The organism is Bacillus sp. UNC41MFS5 (assembly GCF_000686805.1).
The window spans coordinates 56,388-76,580 of sequence record NZ_JMLP01000010.1 but is presented as its reverse complement, the minus strand read 5'-3'; the positions used below and the strand labels follow the sequence as shown (position 1 = coordinate 76,580).

The 20,193-nt window shown below is 37.8% G+C and carries 20 protein-coding genes; 15 read left to right on the top strand and 5 right to left on the bottom strand.

Annotated features, from left to right (window positions below):
* The first annotated feature begins 9 nt into the window (after nucleotides 1–9).
* The 6 genes from hppD (at nucleotide 10) to BR30_RS0103110 (ending at nucleotide 6,180) form a co-directional block, all read left to right on the top strand.
* On the top strand, nucleotides 10–1,125 hold the full coding sequence (gene hppD / locus BR30_RS0103135; protein ID WP_026563724.1) for a 4-hydroxyphenylpyruvate dioxygenase: 1,116 nt from the start codon (nucleotides 10–12) through the stop codon (nucleotides 1,123–1,125).
* 85 nt (nucleotides 1,126–1,210) lie between these two features.
* Nucleotides 1,211–1,822 carry a flavin reductase family protein gene (locus BR30_RS0103130; protein WP_026563723.1) on the top strand — a complete coding sequence of 204 codons (612 nt, stop codon included), beginning with the start codon at nucleotides 1,211–1,213 and terminating at the stop codon, nucleotides 1,820–1,822.
* A gap of 14 nt (nucleotides 1,823–1,836) precedes the next feature.
* Nucleotides 1,837–2,763 carry a fumarylacetoacetate hydrolase family protein gene (locus BR30_RS0103125; protein WP_026563722.1) on the top strand — a complete coding sequence of 309 codons (927 nt, stop codon included), beginning with the start codon at nucleotides 1,837–1,839 and terminating at the stop codon, nucleotides 2,761–2,763.
* A gap of 4 nt (nucleotides 2,764–2,767) precedes the next feature.
* A complete protein-coding gene (locus tag BR30_RS0103120; RefSeq protein WP_026563721.1) occupies nucleotides 2,768–3,925 on the top strand; it encodes a homogentisate 1,2-dioxygenase in 1,158 nt (385 codons plus the stop codon).
* Nucleotides 3,926–4,039: 114 nt separating this feature from the next.
* Complete coding sequence (locus tag BR30_RS0103115) at nucleotides 4,040–4,654, top strand: NUDIX hydrolase (RefSeq protein ID WP_026563720.1); 615 nt, start codon at nucleotides 4,040–4,042, stop codon at nucleotides 4,652–4,654.
* Nucleotides 4,655–4,818: 164 nt separating this feature from the next.
* The gene (locus BR30_RS0103110) at nucleotides 4,819–6,180 is read left to right on the top strand and encodes an aspartate kinase (RefSeq protein ID WP_026563719.1); all 1,362 of its coding nucleotides are present in this window, start codon (nucleotides 4,819–4,821) and stop codon (nucleotides 6,178–6,180) included.
* Between the two features lie 44 nt (nucleotides 6,181–6,224).
* On the opposite strand, the gene BR30_RS0103105 is transcribed toward BR30_RS0103110, so the two are convergent.
* Complete coding sequence (locus BR30_RS0103105) at nucleotides 6,225–6,803, bottom strand: DUF2238 domain-containing protein (RefSeq protein ID WP_026563718.1); 579 nt, start codon at nucleotides 6,801–6,803, stop codon at nucleotides 6,225–6,227.
* A 14-nt stretch (nucleotides 6,804–6,817) separates the two neighbouring features.
* Nucleotides 6,818–7,384, bottom strand: coding sequence for a DUF2238 domain-containing protein (locus tag BR30_RS0103100; protein WP_026563717.1), 567 nt, complete (start codon nucleotides 7,382–7,384; stop codon nucleotides 6,818–6,820).
* 183 nt (nucleotides 7,385–7,567) lie between these two features.
* Between BR30_RS0103100 and BR30_RS0103095 the strand changes: the two genes are divergently transcribed.
* Nucleotides 7,568–8,185, top strand: a complete 618-nt coding sequence (locus BR30_RS0103095) for a GntR family transcriptional regulator (protein ID WP_035445011.1) — start codon at nucleotides 7,568–7,570, stop codon at nucleotides 8,183–8,185.
* A 59-nt stretch (nucleotides 8,186–8,244) separates the two neighbouring features.
* On the opposite strand, the gene BR30_RS0103090 is transcribed toward BR30_RS0103095, so the two are convergent.
* On the bottom strand, nucleotides 8,245–9,804 hold the full coding sequence (locus tag BR30_RS0103090; RefSeq protein ID WP_026563715.1) for an ABC transporter permease/substrate-binding protein: 1,560 nt from the start codon (nucleotides 9,802–9,804) through the stop codon (nucleotides 8,245–8,247).
* Complete coding sequence (locus BR30_RS0103085) at nucleotides 9,804–10,928, bottom strand: ABC transporter ATP-binding protein (RefSeq protein ID WP_026563714.1); 1,125 nt, start codon at nucleotides 10,926–10,928, stop codon at nucleotides 9,804–9,806. Before BR30_RS0103085 ends, BR30_RS0103090 begins: the two co-directional genes overlap by 1 nt.
* A 167-nt stretch (nucleotides 10,929–11,095) precedes the next feature.
* Here BR30_RS0103085 and BR30_RS0103080 point away from each other — a divergent pair, with 167 nt between their 5' ends.
* The 6 genes from BR30_RS0103080 (at nucleotide 11,096) to BR30_RS0103055 (ending at nucleotide 16,386) form a co-directional block, all read left to right on the top strand.
* Nucleotides 11,096–11,767, top strand: coding sequence for a response regulator transcription factor (locus BR30_RS0103080; protein WP_026563713.1), 672 nt, complete (start codon nucleotides 11,096–11,098; stop codon nucleotides 11,765–11,767).
* 3 nt (nucleotides 11,768–11,770) lie between these two features.
* On the top strand, nucleotides 11,771–13,156 hold the full coding sequence (locus tag BR30_RS0103075; protein WP_331280759.1) for a sensor histidine kinase: 1,386 nt from the start codon (nucleotides 11,771–11,773) through the stop codon (nucleotides 13,154–13,156).
* Between the two features lie 71 nt (nucleotides 13,157–13,227).
* Nucleotides 13,228–14,304 carry an ABC transporter permease gene (locus BR30_RS0103070; RefSeq protein WP_026563711.1) on the top strand — a complete coding sequence of 359 codons (1,077 nt, stop codon included), beginning with the start codon at nucleotides 13,228–13,230 and terminating at the stop codon, nucleotides 14,302–14,304.
* 1 nt (nucleotide 14,305) lies between these two features.
* Nucleotides 14,306–14,998, top strand: coding sequence for an ABC transporter ATP-binding protein (locus BR30_RS0103065; RefSeq protein ID WP_026563710.1), 693 nt, complete (start codon nucleotides 14,306–14,308; stop codon nucleotides 14,996–14,998).
* A 123-nt stretch (nucleotides 14,999–15,121) separates the two neighbouring features.
* Complete coding sequence (locus tag BR30_RS0103060) at nucleotides 15,122–15,805, top strand: M50 family metallopeptidase (protein ID WP_026563709.1); 684 nt, start codon at nucleotides 15,122–15,124, stop codon at nucleotides 15,803–15,805.
* A 95-nt stretch (nucleotides 15,806–15,900) separates the two neighbouring features.
* Nucleotides 15,901–16,386: a nitroreductase family protein gene (locus BR30_RS0103055; protein WP_026563708.1), complete on the top strand. Its 486-nt coding sequence runs from the start codon at nucleotides 15,901–15,903 to the stop codon at nucleotides 16,384–16,386.
* A 49-nt stretch (nucleotides 16,387–16,435) separates the two neighbouring features.
* On the opposite strand, the gene BR30_RS0103050 is transcribed toward BR30_RS0103055, so the two are convergent.
* The gene (locus BR30_RS0103050; RefSeq protein ID WP_026563707.1) at nucleotides 16,436–17,407 is read right to left on the bottom strand and encodes an NAD(P)H-dependent flavin oxidoreductase; all 972 of its coding nucleotides are present in this window, start codon (nucleotides 17,405–17,407) and stop codon (nucleotides 16,436–16,438) included.
* Nucleotides 17,408–17,612: 205 nt separating this feature from the next.
* Between BR30_RS0103050 and BR30_RS0103045 the strand changes: the two genes are divergently transcribed.
* On the top strand, nucleotides 17,613–18,860 hold the full coding sequence (locus BR30_RS0103045) for a DHH family phosphoesterase (RefSeq protein ID WP_026563706.1): 1,248 nt from the start codon (nucleotides 17,613–17,615) through the stop codon (nucleotides 18,858–18,860).
* Nucleotides 18,861–19,151: 291 nt separating this feature from the next.
* The gene (locus BR30_RS0103040; protein WP_026563705.1) at nucleotides 19,152–20,138 is read left to right on the top strand and encodes an acyltransferase family protein; all 987 of its coding nucleotides are present in this window, start codon (nucleotides 19,152–19,154) and stop codon (nucleotides 20,136–20,138) included.
* The last annotated feature ends 55 nt before the right edge of the window (nucleotides 20,139–20,193 follow it).

Here is a 20,193-nt window from a genome sequence, read left to right as displayed (position 1 = left end):
GGTTTCTAAATGAAAGAAAATAGAGTAAGAGCAGACCAATTAGCTAATGACTTCTTTCCGGTTCGAGACGTGGATTATATTGAGATTTACACAGGTAATGCCAAACAGGCATGTCACTTTTTCAGCACAGCATTTGGTTTTGAACCAGTAGCATATTCCGGTTTGGAAACAGGAAATCGTGAAACCGCTTCCTTTTGCCTGCAGCAGCGAAATATTCGTCTTGTGCTTACAGGTTCTTATACTGAGGATAGTTCAGTAGCCCAATTTGTTAAGAAGCATGGAGACGGTGTGAAGGACATAGCACTCTTAGTTGATAATGTCGAGAAAGCATTTGAAGAGGCTGTGAATCGAGGCGCGATTGCTATTACTGCGCCATTTGAAATGAAAGATGCATCAGGAGTGGTTAAAAAAGCCGTTCTAGGTACATATGGGGACACGATCCATACGTTAATAGAACGCAAAAATTATCAGGGTGCATTCTTACCTGGATTCGAACCATATTCGGCGGCATTACCTGTTAAAGATACGGGTTTAATTGGGATTGACCATGTCGTTGGGAACGTCGAGCGGATGGAGGAATGGGTGGAGTATTATGCTAAGGTTATGGGCTTTAAAGAAATGAAACATTTCTCTGACAAGGACATTACGACAGAATACTCTGCACTTATGTCAAAAGTTATGCATAATGGAGGACGGATCAAGTTTCCAATCAATGAACCTGCGGTTGGGAAACGAAAATCACAAATTCAGGAATTTCTAGAATTTTATAATGGACCGGGTGTACAGCATTTAGCAATCCTAACTGAGGATATTGTCTCAACAGTAGCCATATTAAAGCAAAATGGGGTTGAATTCCTTAAAACTCCTGATACCTATTATGAATCCTTAGGTGAACGGATTGGAAAAATTGATGAAGAAATAGAAAAGCTGCGTGAGTTAAATATTTTAGTAGACAGGGATGATGAGGGGTATTTACTGCAGATTTTCTCGAAACCAATTGTTGACCGCCCAACATTATTTGTTGAAATTATTCAACGAAAAGGGGCACGAGGTTTTGGAGAAGGAAACTTTAAAGCTTTATTTGAGTCGATTGAGCGGGAGCAGGAAAGACGTGGAAATTTATAAAGAATAGCGAAAAGAGTTTAATAGTGCTAAAGGGAGAGAGATCTCTTCCTTTTTTAGAGCTCAACTAAGTGAGGTGATAAATGCAATGGAAATCTCCCCGAAAACACTTGAATGGAGAGAGGCGTATAAATTATTAGTTGGGTCAATTCTCCCCCGTCCAATTGCTTTTGTTTCTACAGTGGATGAGAATGGCACTGCTAATGCGGCACCATTTAGTTTTTTTACGGCAATTTGTGCGGACCCTATGCTCATTTGTTTTTCACCAATGAGAAGAGGAACAGATGGAGCTAAAAAAGATACGCTTGTAAACATTGAAAGCACTGGTCAATTTGTTATTAATATTGTTAGTAACAGTATGGCGGAGCAAATGAATGATTGTGCGATTGAATTTAGTCCGGATGTCGACGAAATGGTGGAAGTGGGTTTAACGAAAGAACCTAGTATCAATGTCAAGGTGCCGAGGATTAAAGAATCGCTTGTCCACCTAGAATGTGAACTAGAACAAGTATTGCATTTTGGTGATAAGCCTGGGGCAGGAAGTCTAGTAATTGGAAAAGTAGTTCATTTCCATGTAAACGATGAACTGTTTGATAAGGGACGGATTGATTCTGCGAAACTGATGCCGATTGGAAGAATGGCAGGAAATATCTTTACAGACCCCTTAGCAAAAATGTTTGAAATGAAGAGAAAAACCTAGAAAAGGTGAGTGTTGTGAAATTCGTAACGTTCGAAAAAATGGATGGGACATTCAGGGCAGGATGGTTATTGGATCAAGACCATGCGGTTGATATGCATGAAGCATCAAGTGGAATGCTGCCTAGTAATCTCTTGGATTTTCTAGAAAATAGTGTTGCTAATCTAGAAAATGCCGCCAGTTTCTCATTTACAAAGGAGCATAAAGGAGTGTATCCATTAAGTGAACTCCGTTTAAAGGCGCCGCTGCCATTCCCTAGGAGTTTTCGTGATTTTTATGCATTTGAACAGCATGTGAAACAAGCAAGGGAAAATAGGGGTCTTGGAATGATTCCAGAATGGTACGAAATCCCTGTCTTTTATTTCTCTAATCATCTTGCTATTAAAGGACCAGGAGAAGCCATTGTAAAGCCAAAAGAGTGTAACTGGCTTGATTATGAGCTTGAGATTGCCTGCATCATTGGGAAAGAAGGCAGAAATATATCTGCAGATCAAGCGGATGAGCATATTTTTGGCTACTGTATTTTAAATGATTGGAGCGCAAGAGACCTGCAAAGGAAAGAAATGAAAGTTGGCCTTGGTCCCGCTAAAGGGAAGGATTTCTCCACTTCAATAGGACCATGGATTGTTACAAAAGATGAGTTAGAACCATTAAAAGTAGGAAAAGGTTTTGATCTTACCATGAAAGCTATTGTAAATGGACGCCCTCTTTCCGAAGGAAATATGAAAGACCTATTTTATTCCTTTGGAGAGATGATTGAGAGGGCTTCGGCGGGTGTCACCTTATACCCTGGTGAGATGATTGGTTCAGGAACTGTCGGATCTGGATGTATTCTTGAACTTGGTGATCAAGTGCATCGCTGGTTAAAACCAGGTGATCGAGTTAAGTTAGAGATTGATCATCTTGGCGTGTTACAGAATGAGATAATCGCTGAAGAGAGGTGAAAACATGTATTACCGCCAAATGGGGAAGATACCGCACAAACGGCATACAATGTTTAAAAAAGCAGATGGGAGCCTATTCCGAGAGCAGGTAATGGGGACACGGGGGTTTTCGGGAACCCAATCGATTTTGTATCATCAGTATATGCCAACAGAAGTGGTGAAAGCGGAATTAATAAGAGATTATTTGCCAGAATATGAGGTCCAGCAGCCTCTCAAACACCGTCATTTTTTTACCAGTAAAGTTCCAACAAAAGGTGATGCCCTTCATGCAAGGGAATATATTTTGGGGAATCAGGATTTATTAATTGGAACAGCCCATGTAACAGCACCGATGACAAGCTTTTATCGAAATGGTGATGGCGATGAAATGCTATATGTCCACTATGGGACTGGAAAACTAGAAACGATGTATGGGACCCTATCTTACCAGCCGGGAGATTATTTAATTATTCCGATTGGGACCATATACCGTGTTATACCAAACGAAAATGAAGAGGCAAAAATGCTGTTTGTTGAATCCTTCAGCCAAATCACTACACCAAGACGGTACCGAAATGAATATGGTCAGCTATTAGAGCATAGCCCATTTTGTGAAAGGGACCTTCGTGGCCCGGAGGAACTGACGACATTCGATATAAAGGGTGAATTTGAGGTTTTAACAAAATCAAGAGGGAAGATAACCTCGCATATTTTAGGACATCATCCCCTGGATGTAGTGGGCTGGGATGGATATTTATATCCATGGGCTTTTAATATCGAAGATTTTGAACCAATCACCGGGAGAGTCCATCAGCCGCCGCCAGTCCATCAAACTTTTGAAGGGAATAATTTTGTTGTCTGTTCGTTTGTTCCAAGACTCTATGACTACCATCCAGAGTCCATACCAGCTCCATATTATCATAGCAATGTGAACAGCGACGAACTTCTCTATTATGTGGAAGGTAATTTTATGAGTCGTAAAGGTGTACAGGAAGGTTCCATTACGCTCCATCCAGGCGGTATCCCACATGGCCCACATCCCGGGAAAACAGAAGCGAGTATTGGAAAAAAGGAAACGCTAGAACTAGCCGTTATGATTGACACCTTCCATCCATTAAAAATCGTAAAAACTGCACAAGAAATTGAGGATGTTAATTATATGTATTCATGGTATGAGAAATAGGGATAAAATTTTTTTAGCGAACAATCCAACAAACTAATTGGATTGTTTTTTTATATTCAGGTAAATAGTGGTATTGTAATAGTAAGTTATTTGAAAATGAAGTGAGGTGGAGTCATGGAGCTGGAACCGATCCTATCAAAATTAAAAAACCATACACCAAAGATCCTTGGCAGTGAGAAGTTTTCAAAATATGCTGTTATGGTCCCGCTCATTGAAAAAGAGGACGGGATTCACGTTTTGTTAGAAGTTCGTTCCCTTGAACTTAGAAGGCAGCCTGGAGAAATTTGTTTTCCAGGGGGGAGGATTGATGCCCAGGATACCGACGAAAAAGCAGCCGCTATCCGTGAAACCGTTGAAGAATTATGTGTCAGCAAGGAGTATATATCAAATGTACTCCCATTGGATTTTATGATTTCACCTTATGGAATGATAATCTATCCTTTTGTTGGCTACATTAAAACACCTAATACGATTGTTCCTAACCCTTCAGAAGTCGGTGAGATTTTTACCGTGCCGCTATCATTTTTAATAAAAAATGAACCAGAGATTTATCGCATTGAATTTAAGGCAGAACCCGAGGTGAATTTTCCCTTTGACCTTATTGTTGGGGGAGAAAATTATAATTGGCGGACACGTGGGATTGAGGAGTATTTCTACCGTTATGAAGGAAAAGTGATTTGGGGGCTTACGGCCAAGATTCTTGCCCATTTTATTGATTTACTTCGTTAGTTCTAGTTCGGAAAAAAAGAGTGTATTTCTAGCCGAGATCCACTCTTTTTTTGTAGTTGTCCACTAGGGGTGAACAATTGTCTTTGTGTAAAAGAAAAAACTTGATTATTTTCTGAATATGATTAAAATTAAGATTATATTTTTAGGATTAGGGAGATGTAGGGATGAAGGTCGTAAAGTTTGGTGGGTCCTCACTAGCATCAGGAAAACAAATGGAAAAGGTATTTAAGATTGTGGTTTCAGACCCCGAGAGAAGAGTGGTTGTCGTTTCTGCCCCCGGGAAAAGGTTTGCAGAAGATGATAAGGTAACTGATTTATTGATTGAATGTGGAGAACTTTGTCTACAAAATAAGGACCCAAGGGAACCATTTGAAGCCGTCCTTGAAAGATACTGCTCAATCGCAGAAGAATTATCACTGTCACATGACATTATTATCGAAATTCAGGAAGATTTAGCAAAGCGGCTGAGCGCAGATAAAACAAAACCTGATCGTTTTCTGGATTTGTTAAAAGCAAGTGGTGAGGATAACAACGCGAAATTGGTTGCTGCCTATTTCCGTAAGCAGGGCGTAGAAGCTTCTTACATAGACCCGAAAGAAGCAGGGCTGCTTGTCAGTGATGAGCCTGGTAATGCTCAGGCACTGCCTGAAGCTTATAGTCAATTATATTCTTTGCACGAACGAAAAGGGATCCTAATATTTCCAGGATTCTTTGGTTATAGCAGGCAAGGTGAGGTATTTACCTTTTCACGAAGCGGCTCCGACATTACTGGCTCCATCTTAGCTAATGCCCTTAAAGCTGACCTTTATGAGAATTTTACCGATGTCGATGCAGTGTATTCCGTCAATCCTTTCATCGTAGAAAATCCGAAGGAAATAAAAGAACTGACTTACAGAGAAATGCGTGAACTTTCGTATGCGGGATTCACCGTATTACATGATGAAGCACTTGTTCCCGCGTTCAGAGCAGGAATTCCTGTTCAAATCAAAAATACAAATAATCCAAGTGCACCTGGAACTAAGATCGTCTATGAACGAGACAACACAAATGGACCAGTCATTGGTATTGCCAGTGACCAAGGGTTTTGTAGTATATACGTAAGTAAATACCTAATGAATAGAGAGGTAGGCTTTGGACGGAAGCTGTTAAGTATCTTAGAAGACTTCGGATTATCTTATGAACATACGCCTTCAGGCATTGATGATGTTTCCGTAATCCTTCGTGAAAATCAAATGGATGCGGAAATGGAGAAGGCGATTAAGGAACGGATTGAAACAGAGTTGCATGCCGATCAAGTGAAGATTGAACACAGTCTTGCGCTTATAATGGTAGTTGGCGAGGGAATGCGCCACAATGTTGGGACAATGGCAAGAGCCTCCAAAGCGCTGGCGAAAGCCCGTATTAATATCGAGATGATTAACCAAGGTTCATCAGAAGTAAGCATGATGTTTGGGGTTAAGGAAGTAGAGGAAAAGAGAGCGGTTCAAGCACTTTACGAGGAGTTTTTTGTGGCAGTTACGGTTTAATATCTATATTTTCAAAAAAGGTACGTCAAATAAGACGTACCTTCTCATTGTCTTTTTTTTAACTTTTTCCGAGTACGAATACCAGCTGACACGGCAATAATCAACCCGCCAATTGTATCAGCAATTAAATCTGTCATTGTATCTTTATTTCCTCCTCCTTGTAAGGTCATATTGAAAAATTGATCGGAGCTAAATTCATAAATTTCCCATAATACACCACCGAGTGCAGCAAAGGATAACGTAAATAAAAACACAAACCATGGTGAAATCTTATCTCCCGCATTTCGATGAATCAAACGTTCATATAAAGCAATCCCAGAAAAAGCGAGAATGGCTCCACTGACCAAATGCATAAAGGTATCCCACCAACCGAGACCATACCAGCCTAGGATTGAACCTAGATATTGTGAACCAACTAAGAAAATTAAATAAGAAATAACAATCGGTAAATTGAATTGTAGTTTGGTGAATAATGCCAATAATAACGGAATCGCACCGCAAACAATTCCTCCAATTGCAACCGATCCTTCAAAGGTTGCATCTTTTGAATAGTAGTAAACACATAAAATAGTCATGAATAGCACATAAATGAAACTTAATGTGATGACAAGTTTTCGATTCAACAATATTCACCTCTTTAAACTTTTTGTTTTCGAAAATAAGCGTAAATGGCAATTAAAAGTCCTCCAAAAAAGCCACACAGCAGATCATACATCGTATCTTTATTTCCACCAAGCTGCATGATGTGTGTGAAGTTCAAATCTCCAATAAACTCATAGATCTCCCATAGGACACTTGCTAAGACAGAGAGTGAGAGGATAAAGATCGAGATTATCCATCGAGAAACATCCTTTCTTACTTGTTGAGGGATCATCAATTTATATAATGTTATTCCAACACAAGCCATATATATCCCTTTATAAAAATGGATAGTAGAATCCCACCATTTATATATAAGATAAAAATCTCCAATCGAACCTAAATAGGTGGAGCAAAAGATAAATAAATAGAACCCAAAAATGATTGGAAGATTAAATGGAATGTTTTTCTTAAAAATTAGCAGAACTGGTAATGCACATACGATTATGCCGCCAAGGGCTACTTGCCACTTGGATGGTTCCCCTTTTACAAGAAAAAATATTAATAAGGAGGTCATAAATAATACAAATATACTTCCTAAAATAACCAGCACTTTCCGTTTCAATTTCTCACCTCATTAACAAGATACCTTACAATTATGTCCAAATCATATAAAGGAAATCACTTGATGTCTTTTTTAGAAAGGAAACCAATATTCCCACTCGCAATGCATCCTGCAAACGAGTATATTTGAGTAGTAATAAGATTACAGGGTCAAACTTAGATTAAGATGGCGGCGGAGGATGTTATGCAAAAAGTACAAATTCCAACTTACGAGCGAATTGCGATAGATTTAGCAAATAGAATTTATGATGGGAAATTTAAGGTAGGGGAAAAGATTCATGGGAGATCGACTTTAGCAAGTGAATACAAGGTATCCCCTGAAACTGTCAGAAGAGCCATTAAGATTCTAGAGGATGTCGAGATTGTTCAATCGACAAAAGGTAGTGGCATTGTTATTTCTTCTCGTGAGAATGCTTATAAATATATTCAACGGTTTTCAAACCTCGCAAGCATTAAAGATCTTGAGAAGCAAATGAACTCCCTCATTTCCGAAAGGGACAAGCTCGATGAACAACTCTTTGATACGCTCCGAAAAATTATGGACTACTCAGGAAAGCTTCGTCATACGAACCCATTGGCACCCATCGAAGTAGAGGTATTTTCCGATTGTATTCATATTGGAAAGACCATTTCGGAAGTGAAGTTTTGGCAAAATACCGGGGGAACAGTTATTGGGATGAAACGAAAGGGTGAATTAATTATTTCACCAGGACCCTATGCATCAATACTCGAAGGGGATGTCCTCCTTGTCATAGGTGCTGAAGAAACATATGATAGAGTCCTTCATTTTATGGAGGAGTAAGAAGGGGTGGGAAGATGCAAAAAAGCCGGTTTTTTTAGGACCGGCTTTTTCTTCATATATTATTTTTCTAATAAACCTTCTGTTTCTAAAAATTCCTTTGCGACTTTGGCTGGTGACTGTTTAAGGCTGTCGACCTTATAGTTCAGTTTTCGCATTTTTTCATCAGTTAACTTACCAGCTAAGGAGTTTATCACTTTTTTTAGTTCTGGATGTTCTTTTAACGTTTCTTCTTTTAACATCGGTACCGCATAATAAGGCGGGAAAAAGTTCTTATCATCCTCTAATACCTTCAAGTGGAACGCTTCAAGTAAACCATCAGTTGAAAAAGCATCGATGACATCACTCTTATGGTTGGCTAATGCCGTATAGCGCAATCCGCCGTCAACCGCTTTAACCTCATTAAATTTCAGATTATACATTTTTGAAAGTCCAATTAATCCATCCTCCCGATTTGGAAATTCGATGGTCGGACCAAAGGTTAATCCGCTGCTGACTTTGGCTAAATCAGAGATCGTCTTTAAACCCAATTCTTTAGCGGTATCTTGACGAACAGCTAAGGCGTAAGTGTTATTAAATCCAATTGGTTTTAACAGTTCAAAACCATACTTTTGCTTGAATTCCTTCTGGACAATATTGTAGACTTTGTCCGGATCACTTAGTGGCGGCTGATTTAATATATTTACTAACCCTGTCCCAGTGTATTCTACATACATATCGATGTCACCGTTTTTTAGGGCACCGAAGGCAACCTGACTGCCGCCAAGATTTAGTTTTCTTTCTACCTGTATATCAGTCTTATTTTCTATTAAATCGGCGAGCATATTCCCTAGTATCAATTGTTCACTGAAATTTTTTGAACCTATTACAATTTTATCCTCTGCGTTCACCTTTGAATAAACAGTAAAAGCACCGGCAATGATGATGACAATACTTGCAAAACTAATCATCATTTTTTTAGTGGTTTTCCCCGTTTTTTTTGCTGAAGTTTGTTTACTTGTATAGGAAAGTGAGGATTCGAGTTTTCCTACGATAAAATCAATTACTAGGGCAAGGATACAGGCAGGAATAGCCCCAGCTAAAATCATATAATTATCGACCGTTTGCACACCTGAGAAAACGAGATATCCTAGTCCTCCAGCACCAATGAAAGCAGCAATTGTCATTAATCCAACAGCGGTAACCGCTGAAATTCTGATACCCGCCATAATCATCGGGAAGGCTAGTGGTAACTGAACCTTTCTCATCGTTTGACTCTTGGTCAGACCGATACCTCTGGCGGCTTCCAGAATATCCCCATCAATATTCGTTAAACCTGTATACGTGTTTTTGACGATAGGAAGCAAGGAATAAAGAACGACCATAATAATCGCAGGAGTACTGCCAATTCCAACGAATGGAATAAGAAATCCAAGTAAGGCCAAACTAGGTACTGCTTGAATCACATTGGTTGTTCCAATAATAGGTTTTGCAAGCTTTTGCTCTCTTGAAATTAATATACCAAGCGGGATACCGATAATAATCGCTACTAGGACAGAAATTACGCTTAAGTAAAGATGCTGGCCAAGTAGACTGAAAATCTGCTCATAGTTAGTGGTTAAATAATTCATAAATCCACTCATTAAAAGGCCACCTCCAAATCGATTAACTGGCTGCTTAAGGCAGAAAGAATACTGCTTCTGGTAATAAGTCCAATTAGTTGGTTATGACTGTTCACAACAGGGACATAACCAATTTTATGCTCATTCATTGTTGCTAAAACTGATATCAAATTGGCATCCTGTGAAACCGAAAGGACATTTTGTTCCATTACCTTTTCGATTGAGATTGTTCGATTGAGCAATTGGATGCTCTTTAAGGTCACTAAACCTTTAAGGACATTATTTTTATCTGTAACCATTAGGCTATCGACTTTTTGGTCTTTCATTACTTCAATAGCCTGTAGCACCGTACGCATTGAGGTGATTTTAACAGGATTAGGAATCATAATATCCTCAGCCATTAATAATTCAGGATTGTTCCAAACCCGTCTTTTGCCAATAAAGTCTTCAACAAAGTCATTGGCAGGATTCTTTAAAATATTTTCAGGGGTATCATATTGAAGAATATCCCCGTCTTTTAAAATACAAATCTTATCCGCTATTTTAATAGCTTCGTCCATATCATGGGTTACAAAGATAATCGTCTTGTTTAATTCTTTTTGCATTTGAAAAAGTTCATCTTGTAGGGAGCTTCTTGTGACAGGATCTAATGCACTAAATGGCTCATCCATTAAAATAATATCGGAGTTGGTTGAGAAAGCTCTTGCCACGCCAATCCTTTGCTGCTGTCCGCCGCTTAATTCTTTGGGATACCGATGTAGGTATTCCTTTGGGTCTAAACCGACCAACTCAAGCAGCTCGCCTGTTTTAGTGGCAATTGAAGCAGGATCTTCTCCTTTAAGTTTTGGAATTAACTCTAAATTTTCCTTGATCGACATATGTGGAAATAAACCAGTATTTTGGATGACATAACCAATATTTCTGCGCAGTTCAATCGGATTCATGGTTGAAATATCCGTCCCATTTACAAAAATTTTGCCGGAGGTCGGTTGAATCAATTTGTTAATCATCTTCAGTAAGGTAGTTTTCCCACAACCACTGGGTCCGATGAAAACGACCAGCTGACCAGCCTCAATTTCCAATGAAAAGGGCTTAATAATTGGTTTTGATTTATACTTCTTAACTATGTTTTTAAACTCTATCAATTTCATTCCCCCTTGTAATAAATATGCCTGGTATCAATGCAACAACTTGATGGTAACATAAAAGTTGTTTCTTTGTCTAATCAAAATCGAGTTGCTTCTTTCCAATTAAAGAGCATTTAAGTACAATGAGGTGAGTAAAATAGCGCTATGAGTAAGCAGGTGATGGGATGAAAAAAATTTTAATCGTTGATGATGATGTATATATCCGCAATCTTGTAAAAAGTTTGCTGATGAGAGAAGGATTTAAAACAATTGAAGCGGAAAATGGGGGAACTGCACTTGAACTTTTAAATAAAGAGGATTGTGATTTAGCAATCGTAGATATCATGATGCCAGTCATGAATGGTTACCTTTTAACAACTGAAATCCGAAAAGAGTATGATATTCCGATTATCTTATTAACGGCCAAAAGCCAGATTGAAGATAAGGAAAAGGGATTTGAATCAGGTACGGATGATTACTTAATAAAACCGTTTGAACCCAAAGAATTAATATTTAGGGTCAATGCCCTTTTAAGAAGATATGGAAAATCTGGTGAAGCGAATATTAAGATTGGGACCTTATACATAAACAAAAAAAGCTATGAGGTTAAAATTAATAACAAGACCTTTATGCTCCCGTTAAAGGAATTTGATCTTTTATCTTTTCTTGCTACGCATCCTAATCAAGTGTTTAGCCGTGGCCACTTGATTGAAAAAATATGGGGTCATAATTTTGAAGGGGATGAAAGAACCGTGGATGTCCATATCAAACGGTTACGCGAAAGGTTTGCAAATATTGCAGAGGATTTTACCATCAAAACGATTAGAGGGGTAGGATATTCCCTGGAGGTTCTTTAACTAATGATCATGAAATCTTTGTATAGTAAATTCGCCTTTATTACGATTATGATTATGATTGTCAGCGGAATTATTTCTTTTTTTCTTTCCAATGCTTATTACCAATTCAAATTGAAACAGCAAAATGATGAAAAAATCATGAATTTTGCCTATGAAATAGCTGACTTTGCTAGTAAGCACCCTTTGATTAGTCTACAGGATTATTTTGACCATATTGGTACGATTGGTTACCAAATACTTTTAGTCAATAATGAGGGGAACAAGCATTATTTTGGTTCGTCGTATAGAGAAAAGAACTTACAAGCAGATATTCCAGAAAAAGTTTTAGATGGAGAGGTTTATCATGGGATTCGCAATTTTCCTCATAAAACCTTTGTAACCGGATTTTTTGCAAACGAATTAAAAAACTCAGTCGGTGTCCCCTTTGAGTATAAAGGTGAAGAATATGCCATTTTTATCAGGCCAGATATTAAGCTTATGTTTAACGAAATGCATATTCTTTTTGGCTGGCTGTTATTCATTTCAATTTTATTAAGCGTTATATTGGTTTTAATTAGTACCAAATATTTAGTCAATCCGATCAGAAAGCTTAATAACGCAACGAGAGCAATTGCAGAAGGAAATTTTTCAATCAAGTTGGATATTACCCGAAGCGATGAACTTGGAAATTTAGCAGTCAGTTTTACAAGGATGGCAGAAAAATTAGCAAAAGTAGATTCGTTAAGAAAAGAACTAATTTCTAACATATCCCATGATATCCAATCACCACTAACCAATATAAAAGGGTATTTGAATTTATTGGAAACTAGCGACAAAAGTGAGCAGGAAGAGCAACAATATTTACGCGTGGTTCAATTCGAGGTGGACCGACTCTCCAGGATGACCAAACAGCTATTACTCCTATCCACTATTGAAAGTAAAAAGGATTTAATGGAGGTAAGTACCGTAGATATTGCAGAACAGCTCAAAGCTGTTATTCATCAATACGAATGGAGCACCCTGGAAAAAGGAATAATGATGAGTTACTCACTATCTGATGCCACGGTTAAAGGGGACCCAGCATTGCTATATTCTGTCTGGGAAAATCTGCTGACGAATGCGATTAAGTATAATCGTGAAAACGGTACGATTGATATTGAATTGACTGAAGCGGATAAAGAAGTTGTAGTAGTTATTAAAGATTCTGGCGCGGGATTAAGTCAGAAGGATCTCGACAGAATCTTTGACCGTTTTTACCGGGCTGATGCCTCTAGAGCCCGTTCAGTTGAAGGAACTGGTTTAGGCTTGTCGATTGTCAAATCCATTATTGATTTGCACCATGGAAAAATTGATGTAGAAAGCATAGAGGGAAATGGGACTACTTTTACTGTGGCCCTTTCCAAATTGTAAAGAAACGTTCATCTTCCGTTCATGTTCGAACAGTATTCTGTTTGTGAAATGAAAGGGAAGGTGAATTTTTTATGTACTCATTACCATTTAAGGAAATGACATTTTTTAAAGTGAGATATTTGTTAATCAGCTTTATTCTCTTTTTCGTAGCGATACTTGTTTTTGTCATCAATGGACTTGCAAATGGCTTATCTATGAACAATGCTTCATCGATAATTAACATGCCAGTACATTCTATTTATCTGCAAAAAAGTGCAGAGGGGCGCATTGATCGATCGCACTTTACAGTTGATTTAGAGAAATTGACAGCAAAAAGCGAGGCTCAGCCAATTGGTATTCAAATGGGGGCCATTTCTAAAGTGAATTCTGAGGATAAATTAGATATTACATTTATGGCTGTAAAGCCAGGGAGTTTTTTAGAGCCAGATGGTAAGAGTTTAGAAACAATCGGGGAAAATTCTGTCTTACTAGACCGCTCGCTATCTGGAACAATTAAGATAGGAATGATCGTAAAAGATGCACGAAGCGGAATAAGCTTAAAGGTAGTTGGTTTTCTAGATGATCAAACTTTTAGCCATACACCTGTTGCACTTATTTCCCTTGACACTTGGGAGGAACTCGCTGGCGGCTCAAACAAAAGTGAATATAACGGCATTGCCATAAACAAAAATGATTTAGGTTTGAAAAAATCCATTTCTAGCTTATATAAAAATGGAGAATGGGTAAAAAAGGATCAAGTGGTCAAAGGTATTCCTGGGTATACGGCTGAACAAAATTCGCTTTATATGATGTTATCGTTTTTAATCGTGATTGCTGTTTTTGTTTTAGCCGCATTCTTTTATATTATGACCATACAAAAAACGGCACAGTTTGGTATCTTGAAAGCCATCGGTGCTAAATCGAGTCAATTGGTCAAATCAACCATCCTCCAAGTGATTATGTTAACCATTGTTAGTATTGCTGCAGCTGTGGCCTTTACTAAGGGCTTTATGTTTATACTTCCTGATGATATCCCGTTTATATTCGATTTTGTGCAAATTGCTAAATTCTCAGGGGTATTATTTATTGTGTCGATATTCGGCTCATTATTATCGGTAATAAATATTGTAAAGGCTGATCCAATTCAAGCAATGGGGAGAGTAGAATAATATGATGATGGAACCATTAATTTTAGAACAGGTTGAAAAATCATTTAAAGATGGCGATAAGGAAAATCATATCGTGAAAAACTTATCCTTCCGTTTAAAAACGGGCGAAGTGGTTGCAATTATTGGTCCTTCGGGGTCGGGAAAGTCCACGTTTTTATCGATTGCAGGTGCCTTGCAATCTCCTGATAAAGGAAAAGTCATTGTAAATGGCACAGACATTGCAACCTTTAGCGATATGGATAAAGCAAACATTAGATTAAATCACCTAGGTTATATTTTCCAAACATCGAACTTAGTCCCTTATTTAAAGGTAGAAGAGCAATTGAGCCTTGTTTTAAAAATGGCGAATCAGTGGACCAAGGAAAGTAAAAGAAAGATTAACGAGATGTTAGTTGCAGTTGGGATGGAGCAACGATCTAAATTTTATCCCCACCAGTTATCGGGTGGAGAAAAGCAACGAGTAGCCATTGCTAGAGCGTTTATTAATGATCCAGAAATCATCTTGGCTGATGAACCAACAGCCAGTTTGGATTCAAATCGAAGCATGGCCATAATTGAGTTAATCGCAAAAATCGTTAAGGAGCAAAACAAATCTGCTATCATTGTTACTCATGATGAACAGATTCTCCCGCTATGTGATCGGATTTACGTAATGAAGGATGGACAACTTATTGAGCATGGAAACAGAGTTTAAATGTAAAGAGCTAGTGATCTGAGTGATTGCTAGCTTTTTAGATATAAAGTTGAATTGCGCAAATGAAAAGACAAAAGATGTTAAAATGGAGATATTACTAAATATAAAAGAGGAGAATCTATTATGAGCTTTGTTCGAGACAGATTCAGTGCGAAGTTTTTCCTTTTCCTCGTGTTTGCTTTTCTGTTGATTCATGTTCCGTTCCTAGGAAACTATGTGAAAGTCATCAATACGCTCATCCATGAATCAGGTCATGCTTTAATTGCTCTTTTTGGAGGGAATGTCGAAAGAATATCGTTATTCATGAATTCCGAAGGGGCGACAATTAGTAATCAGTCAACATGGATTGGCAGCTTCTTAACGAGCCTAGGAGGATACACCTTTGCGTCATTTATGGCGTTTCTGTCGTTTTTATTAATTGGTAAGAAAAAGCAGAATTTGTTAATTGACATATTGTTAGGTTTTATTGGCTTGAATCTTATTTTTTGGGTAAGGAATCCTTATGGTTTGTTTTGGCTGTGCTCATTTGCGGTGGCTTTTCTTTACTTACTCATTAAAGGGAGTCAAAATTTTAGAGATAACCTATTACTGTTAATTGCCTCGATTCTTTTAGTTGATTCCGTCCAGAGTGCTTATGAAATCTTGTATATCAGTGTATTACAGCCACAATCTGCAGGGGACGCTGCAAATCTTGCCCGGCTTACAGGGATCATACCAGCGCCACTCTGGGGGATATTCTTCTTTGTTCAAGCACTATGGTTCTGTTATTACGGATTAAAAAGAGGATATTATAAACTTAGAGGTTAAGTTATAGCGGAAATTTTGTCACTTTTAATAAAAAGTTAAGAATTGATGCATATGATATTACGATGAGCAGCTATTACAGAAGGAGGGGAATGAAAATGAATACGATAGATGCGATAAAAACGCGCAGAAACATAAAAAAATTCAAATCCATGGAGATTGACCAAAATTCAATCCTTTCATGGTTAGAGGCTGCCACAATGGCACCGAATCACCGTATGACAGAACCATGGGAAATTTATTTTATTGGAACTGAGACAAGAGAGAAGCTAAACCATAAAACGAATTTTGGGAACGCACCAATTGTGTTAATGATTTTATCAAAGCAAGGTGCGACCTCTGTTGTGACTGAGGAAAATGCAATGGCAACGGCCTGCTTTATCCAAAATTTTAATTTAGCAGCTTGGTCAGAGGGTGTGGGGACATTTTGGTCATCCATTGGCATTACACAAAAAAACAGGGAGATTCTTCGTGTTCCGGATGGTTATGATATTATAGGTGTTTTGGGAGTGGGTTATCCAGAAGTGATTCCGGAGCCAAAACCAAGAACTCCGATTCAGAATAAAATAAGTAATTTACCATAACAGGAAGTGGAAGAGCCAACCGAACAATTCGGTTGGCTCTTTTAAATAGCTAAATTGCTTCATTGTATTCTAATGTAAGCTTGTTGATGATTTGTTGAACAGGGAGAATATCTTGAATTTCACCCACTCGTGCACCTGCAAAAACAAGTCCATTTTCGACATCACCATTCATTGAAACCAATAGAGAATCCATTGTACAAAAGCGGTAGGAACAATTCTTTAAGCAATCAATGCATTTAGCGATTTTTAACTTGTCAGGTCCACTGATTAATTTTGCAAAATGATTATTAATCGCCCTGCCTTGAAGTCCTACGGTCGTTTTAACTAAGACCAAATCCTCTTTCGTTGCTTCAACATATTTTTGCTTAAATGCTAATGGTGCGTCGCATTCCTCGCTGGCAACAAAGCGTGTCCCCATTTGTACACCTGAGGCACCCATGGCAAGGGCCTTTGCAATGTCTCCACCAGTGATAATTCCTCCTGCAGCAATAACGGGAATGGAAACCGCTTCAACCACTTCAGGGAGGATATCGAACATTGGGCGGTCGGTGCCAAGATGTCCACCTGCTTCACAGCCTTCAACGACAACCGCTGCAGCCCCAAGTCTTTCGGAAATCCTTGCTAATTTAGCAGATGAGACAATTGAAATAACTGGAATTCCTGCTTGTTTTCCCCATGCATACATATCTCTAGAAATTCCAGCACCCGAGATAATAAAATCAACTTTCTCTTCAAGGGCAGCTTTCATTTTTTCAGCAAAGTCATTCATCGCGAATAGAACATTCACACCGATGTATCCTGCATCTTTAATCAGACTTTTCGCCTTTCTAATATGCGATCTCATTTCATCGGTTGATATTCCCGTTCCTGAGATAATCCCAATTCCGCCAGCATTTGCGACAGCTGATGCCAATTTACTAAGTGAAATACCTACACCCATACCACCTTGCATAATCGGAACCTTAGGCATCATATGACCAATTTTTAGTTGTGGAAAGTTCAATTTATAACCCCGTTTCATTGTTTTTGTTGAAACTTCTCATGCATAATACCATTTCATTTTAGATATGTCTGTGATTACTATCACCAGGTCATGATGGTAGGTGGTATAATTTTCTAGTATGTTAAAATAAACATTATGTTAATTCATAACAACATACTGTATAAAAAAATTGTTGAAACCAAACGATACGAAATGAAGTTAAAAATGGATGGTGGTAATTGTCATGATTATTTTTACTGATATTGACCTTGATGGGCTTGGATGCGGGCTAATTGCGAAACTTGCTTTTGGAGATAAAGCTAATGTATTTTACTGTTCTTACAGGAATTTAAATCAAAGAGTTGAAGCAGTTATTAAAAACCCTGAGAATAATAATGTAGATATCTATATTACCGATTTGGCGGTAAATGAACAGGTGGAAAAAAAACTCGAGGAGCGGTTTAAACAAGGCAGACCTGTTCAAATGATTGATCACCATGTGACGGCATTGCATTTTAATGAATATAAATGGGGAAACGTTATTCCCGAGTATGAAACGGGCAAGAAGACATGTGCAACCTCATTATTTTATGATCACCTGATTACGAATGGAATTATGGAGAGAAATAAGGCCCTTGAGGAATTTATTGAATTGGTCCGCCAATACGATACGTGGGAATGGGATGAAAACAATAATGTGACGGCGAAACGCCTAAATGATTTATTTTACATACGGAATAGAGAGCAGTTTGAAGAAGAAATGCTGAAAAGGTTAACGGAAAATACCGAATCGTTTATGTTATCTGAAATGGAGAATATGCTTCTAGATATTGAGGAGCAAAAAATTAATCGATATATTTATTCAAAAAGCCGACAAATTGTTCAAACCTTTATTGATGATTATTGTGTTGGGATCGTCCACGCAGAGCAATATTTATCGGAGTTGGGTAATGCGCTAAATAATTTATATCCGCATATGGACATGATTATTCTTTTGAATATGAGTGGAAAGAAAATGGGTTTTCGAACCATTCATGATAAAGTAAATGTAGCAAAATTTGCAAAGAGATACGGTGGAGGTGGACATCCAAAAGCATCTGGGTCCGAAATGACCAGTGATGCGTTTAAGCAGTTTGTGGTGGAAGTGTTTGGAATTCTCCCACTTAAACCGGATGCGGATCGGAATGAATTTAATTTGAAAACTTCTCATTCTGGGACAGCGTTTCAAAATCAAATGGGCGATATTTCATACATCATCCCTAGCAGTGAAAGTGAATATTATATTGTGCACAATAAGAAGAAACTGGATCAAACCTTCACTGCATTTGAGGCTGCTGAGCGTTATCTCAAAAGAAGTTCTTCTTCTTGGCTTCAGTATGACCAAGATTATCTTTATCAGTTATCTGCTGCAATAAAGATGCCAATTGATAAGATAAAGGAAAACCATGCAGAGATTATCAGCAATTACCTAGTGGATATAGTTAAGGAATAAAAGAGAGCTTGGGATTCCCAAGCTCTCTTTGCGTAATAAAAAGGAGATAACTAAAATTAAGATTTCGTTAAGGAGTGAATGGTAGTATAATCGTAGGTATTTGTTGGTGTTATTTCAGTATCGTAATTATCGTGAAACAGAAAGTAATTCCGTTAACATCTTCCTGTAATATTCAAACGGTATAATGGTTTTAAACACTAAAATTTATGGTTTGGGTAAGGGGAATTAATGGAGCAATAAATTAACATTATTTTAAAATACCTTTTTGATTAAAAATAATGGGGTGATAGGATGGCTTCAACTTCAAAAAGGAGTAAGTATTTTGACAATGCAAAATTTATTTTGATTTTTCTGGTCGTCTTTGGACACCTAATAAGTCCATTAAAAGAGCAGGATGGGATTCTCTTTACATTATATACAGTCATTTTTCTCTTTCACATGCCAGCATTTATCTTTATCTCTGGATACTTTGCAAAGGGTTTTAAAAAGAAAGGCTATATATTAAAGGCAATTAAAAAAATATTATTGCCTTATTTCATTTTTCAAATCATTTATTCGGTTTATTATTATTTAAATGGGCAGGAAACTAGTTTAGAGTTCGATTTTTTACATCCACATTGGTCACTTTGGTTTTTGATGAGTTTGTTTTGTTGGAATTTATTACTCTATGTTTTTGCCAGATTTAGATGGGTGGGATTTTGCTTCTCCATCGGTTTGGGAATAGCCATTGGATTTATTGATGATGTGGGTAGTTATTTAAGTTTGTCTAGAACGTTTGTCTTTTTTCCGTATTTTTTATTGGGATTTTTACTAAATGGCGATCAGTTGAAAAAAGCGATTCGTTCAAAATATTCGCGACCAGTTGGATTAGTTATTATTCTCGGAACTCTGTTTTCTTTAGGGTTCAGTTTACCGCATGACGTCGTGCCATGGCTCTTGGGAGATACCTCTTATGCGAATATGGGACAAGAAGAATGGGTGGATGGACTTTATCGTGGCTTCCAATATATGCTGACATTAATGGTCGTCTATGGATTTCTCACGGTTATACCTTCCAACCCACTAAAGGTATCGAAAATAGGTGAAAGAACGTTGTATGTCTATTTGTTCCACGGTTTTATTATCAAATCACTTGAGGTAGCCGTTCTTGACCAAAATTTATTTGATTTTTCAGGACAATATTTTTTACTAATTATCTTATCTTTCGTAATCTGTTTAATTCTTGGCAGCTATGTCACAAAAAAATATACTCGTCCTCTTGTGGAATTAAAGATTTAAGTGATTAAGGGAAATGAAAAGAGCCGAACATATACCTGTTCGGCTCTTTTTAATG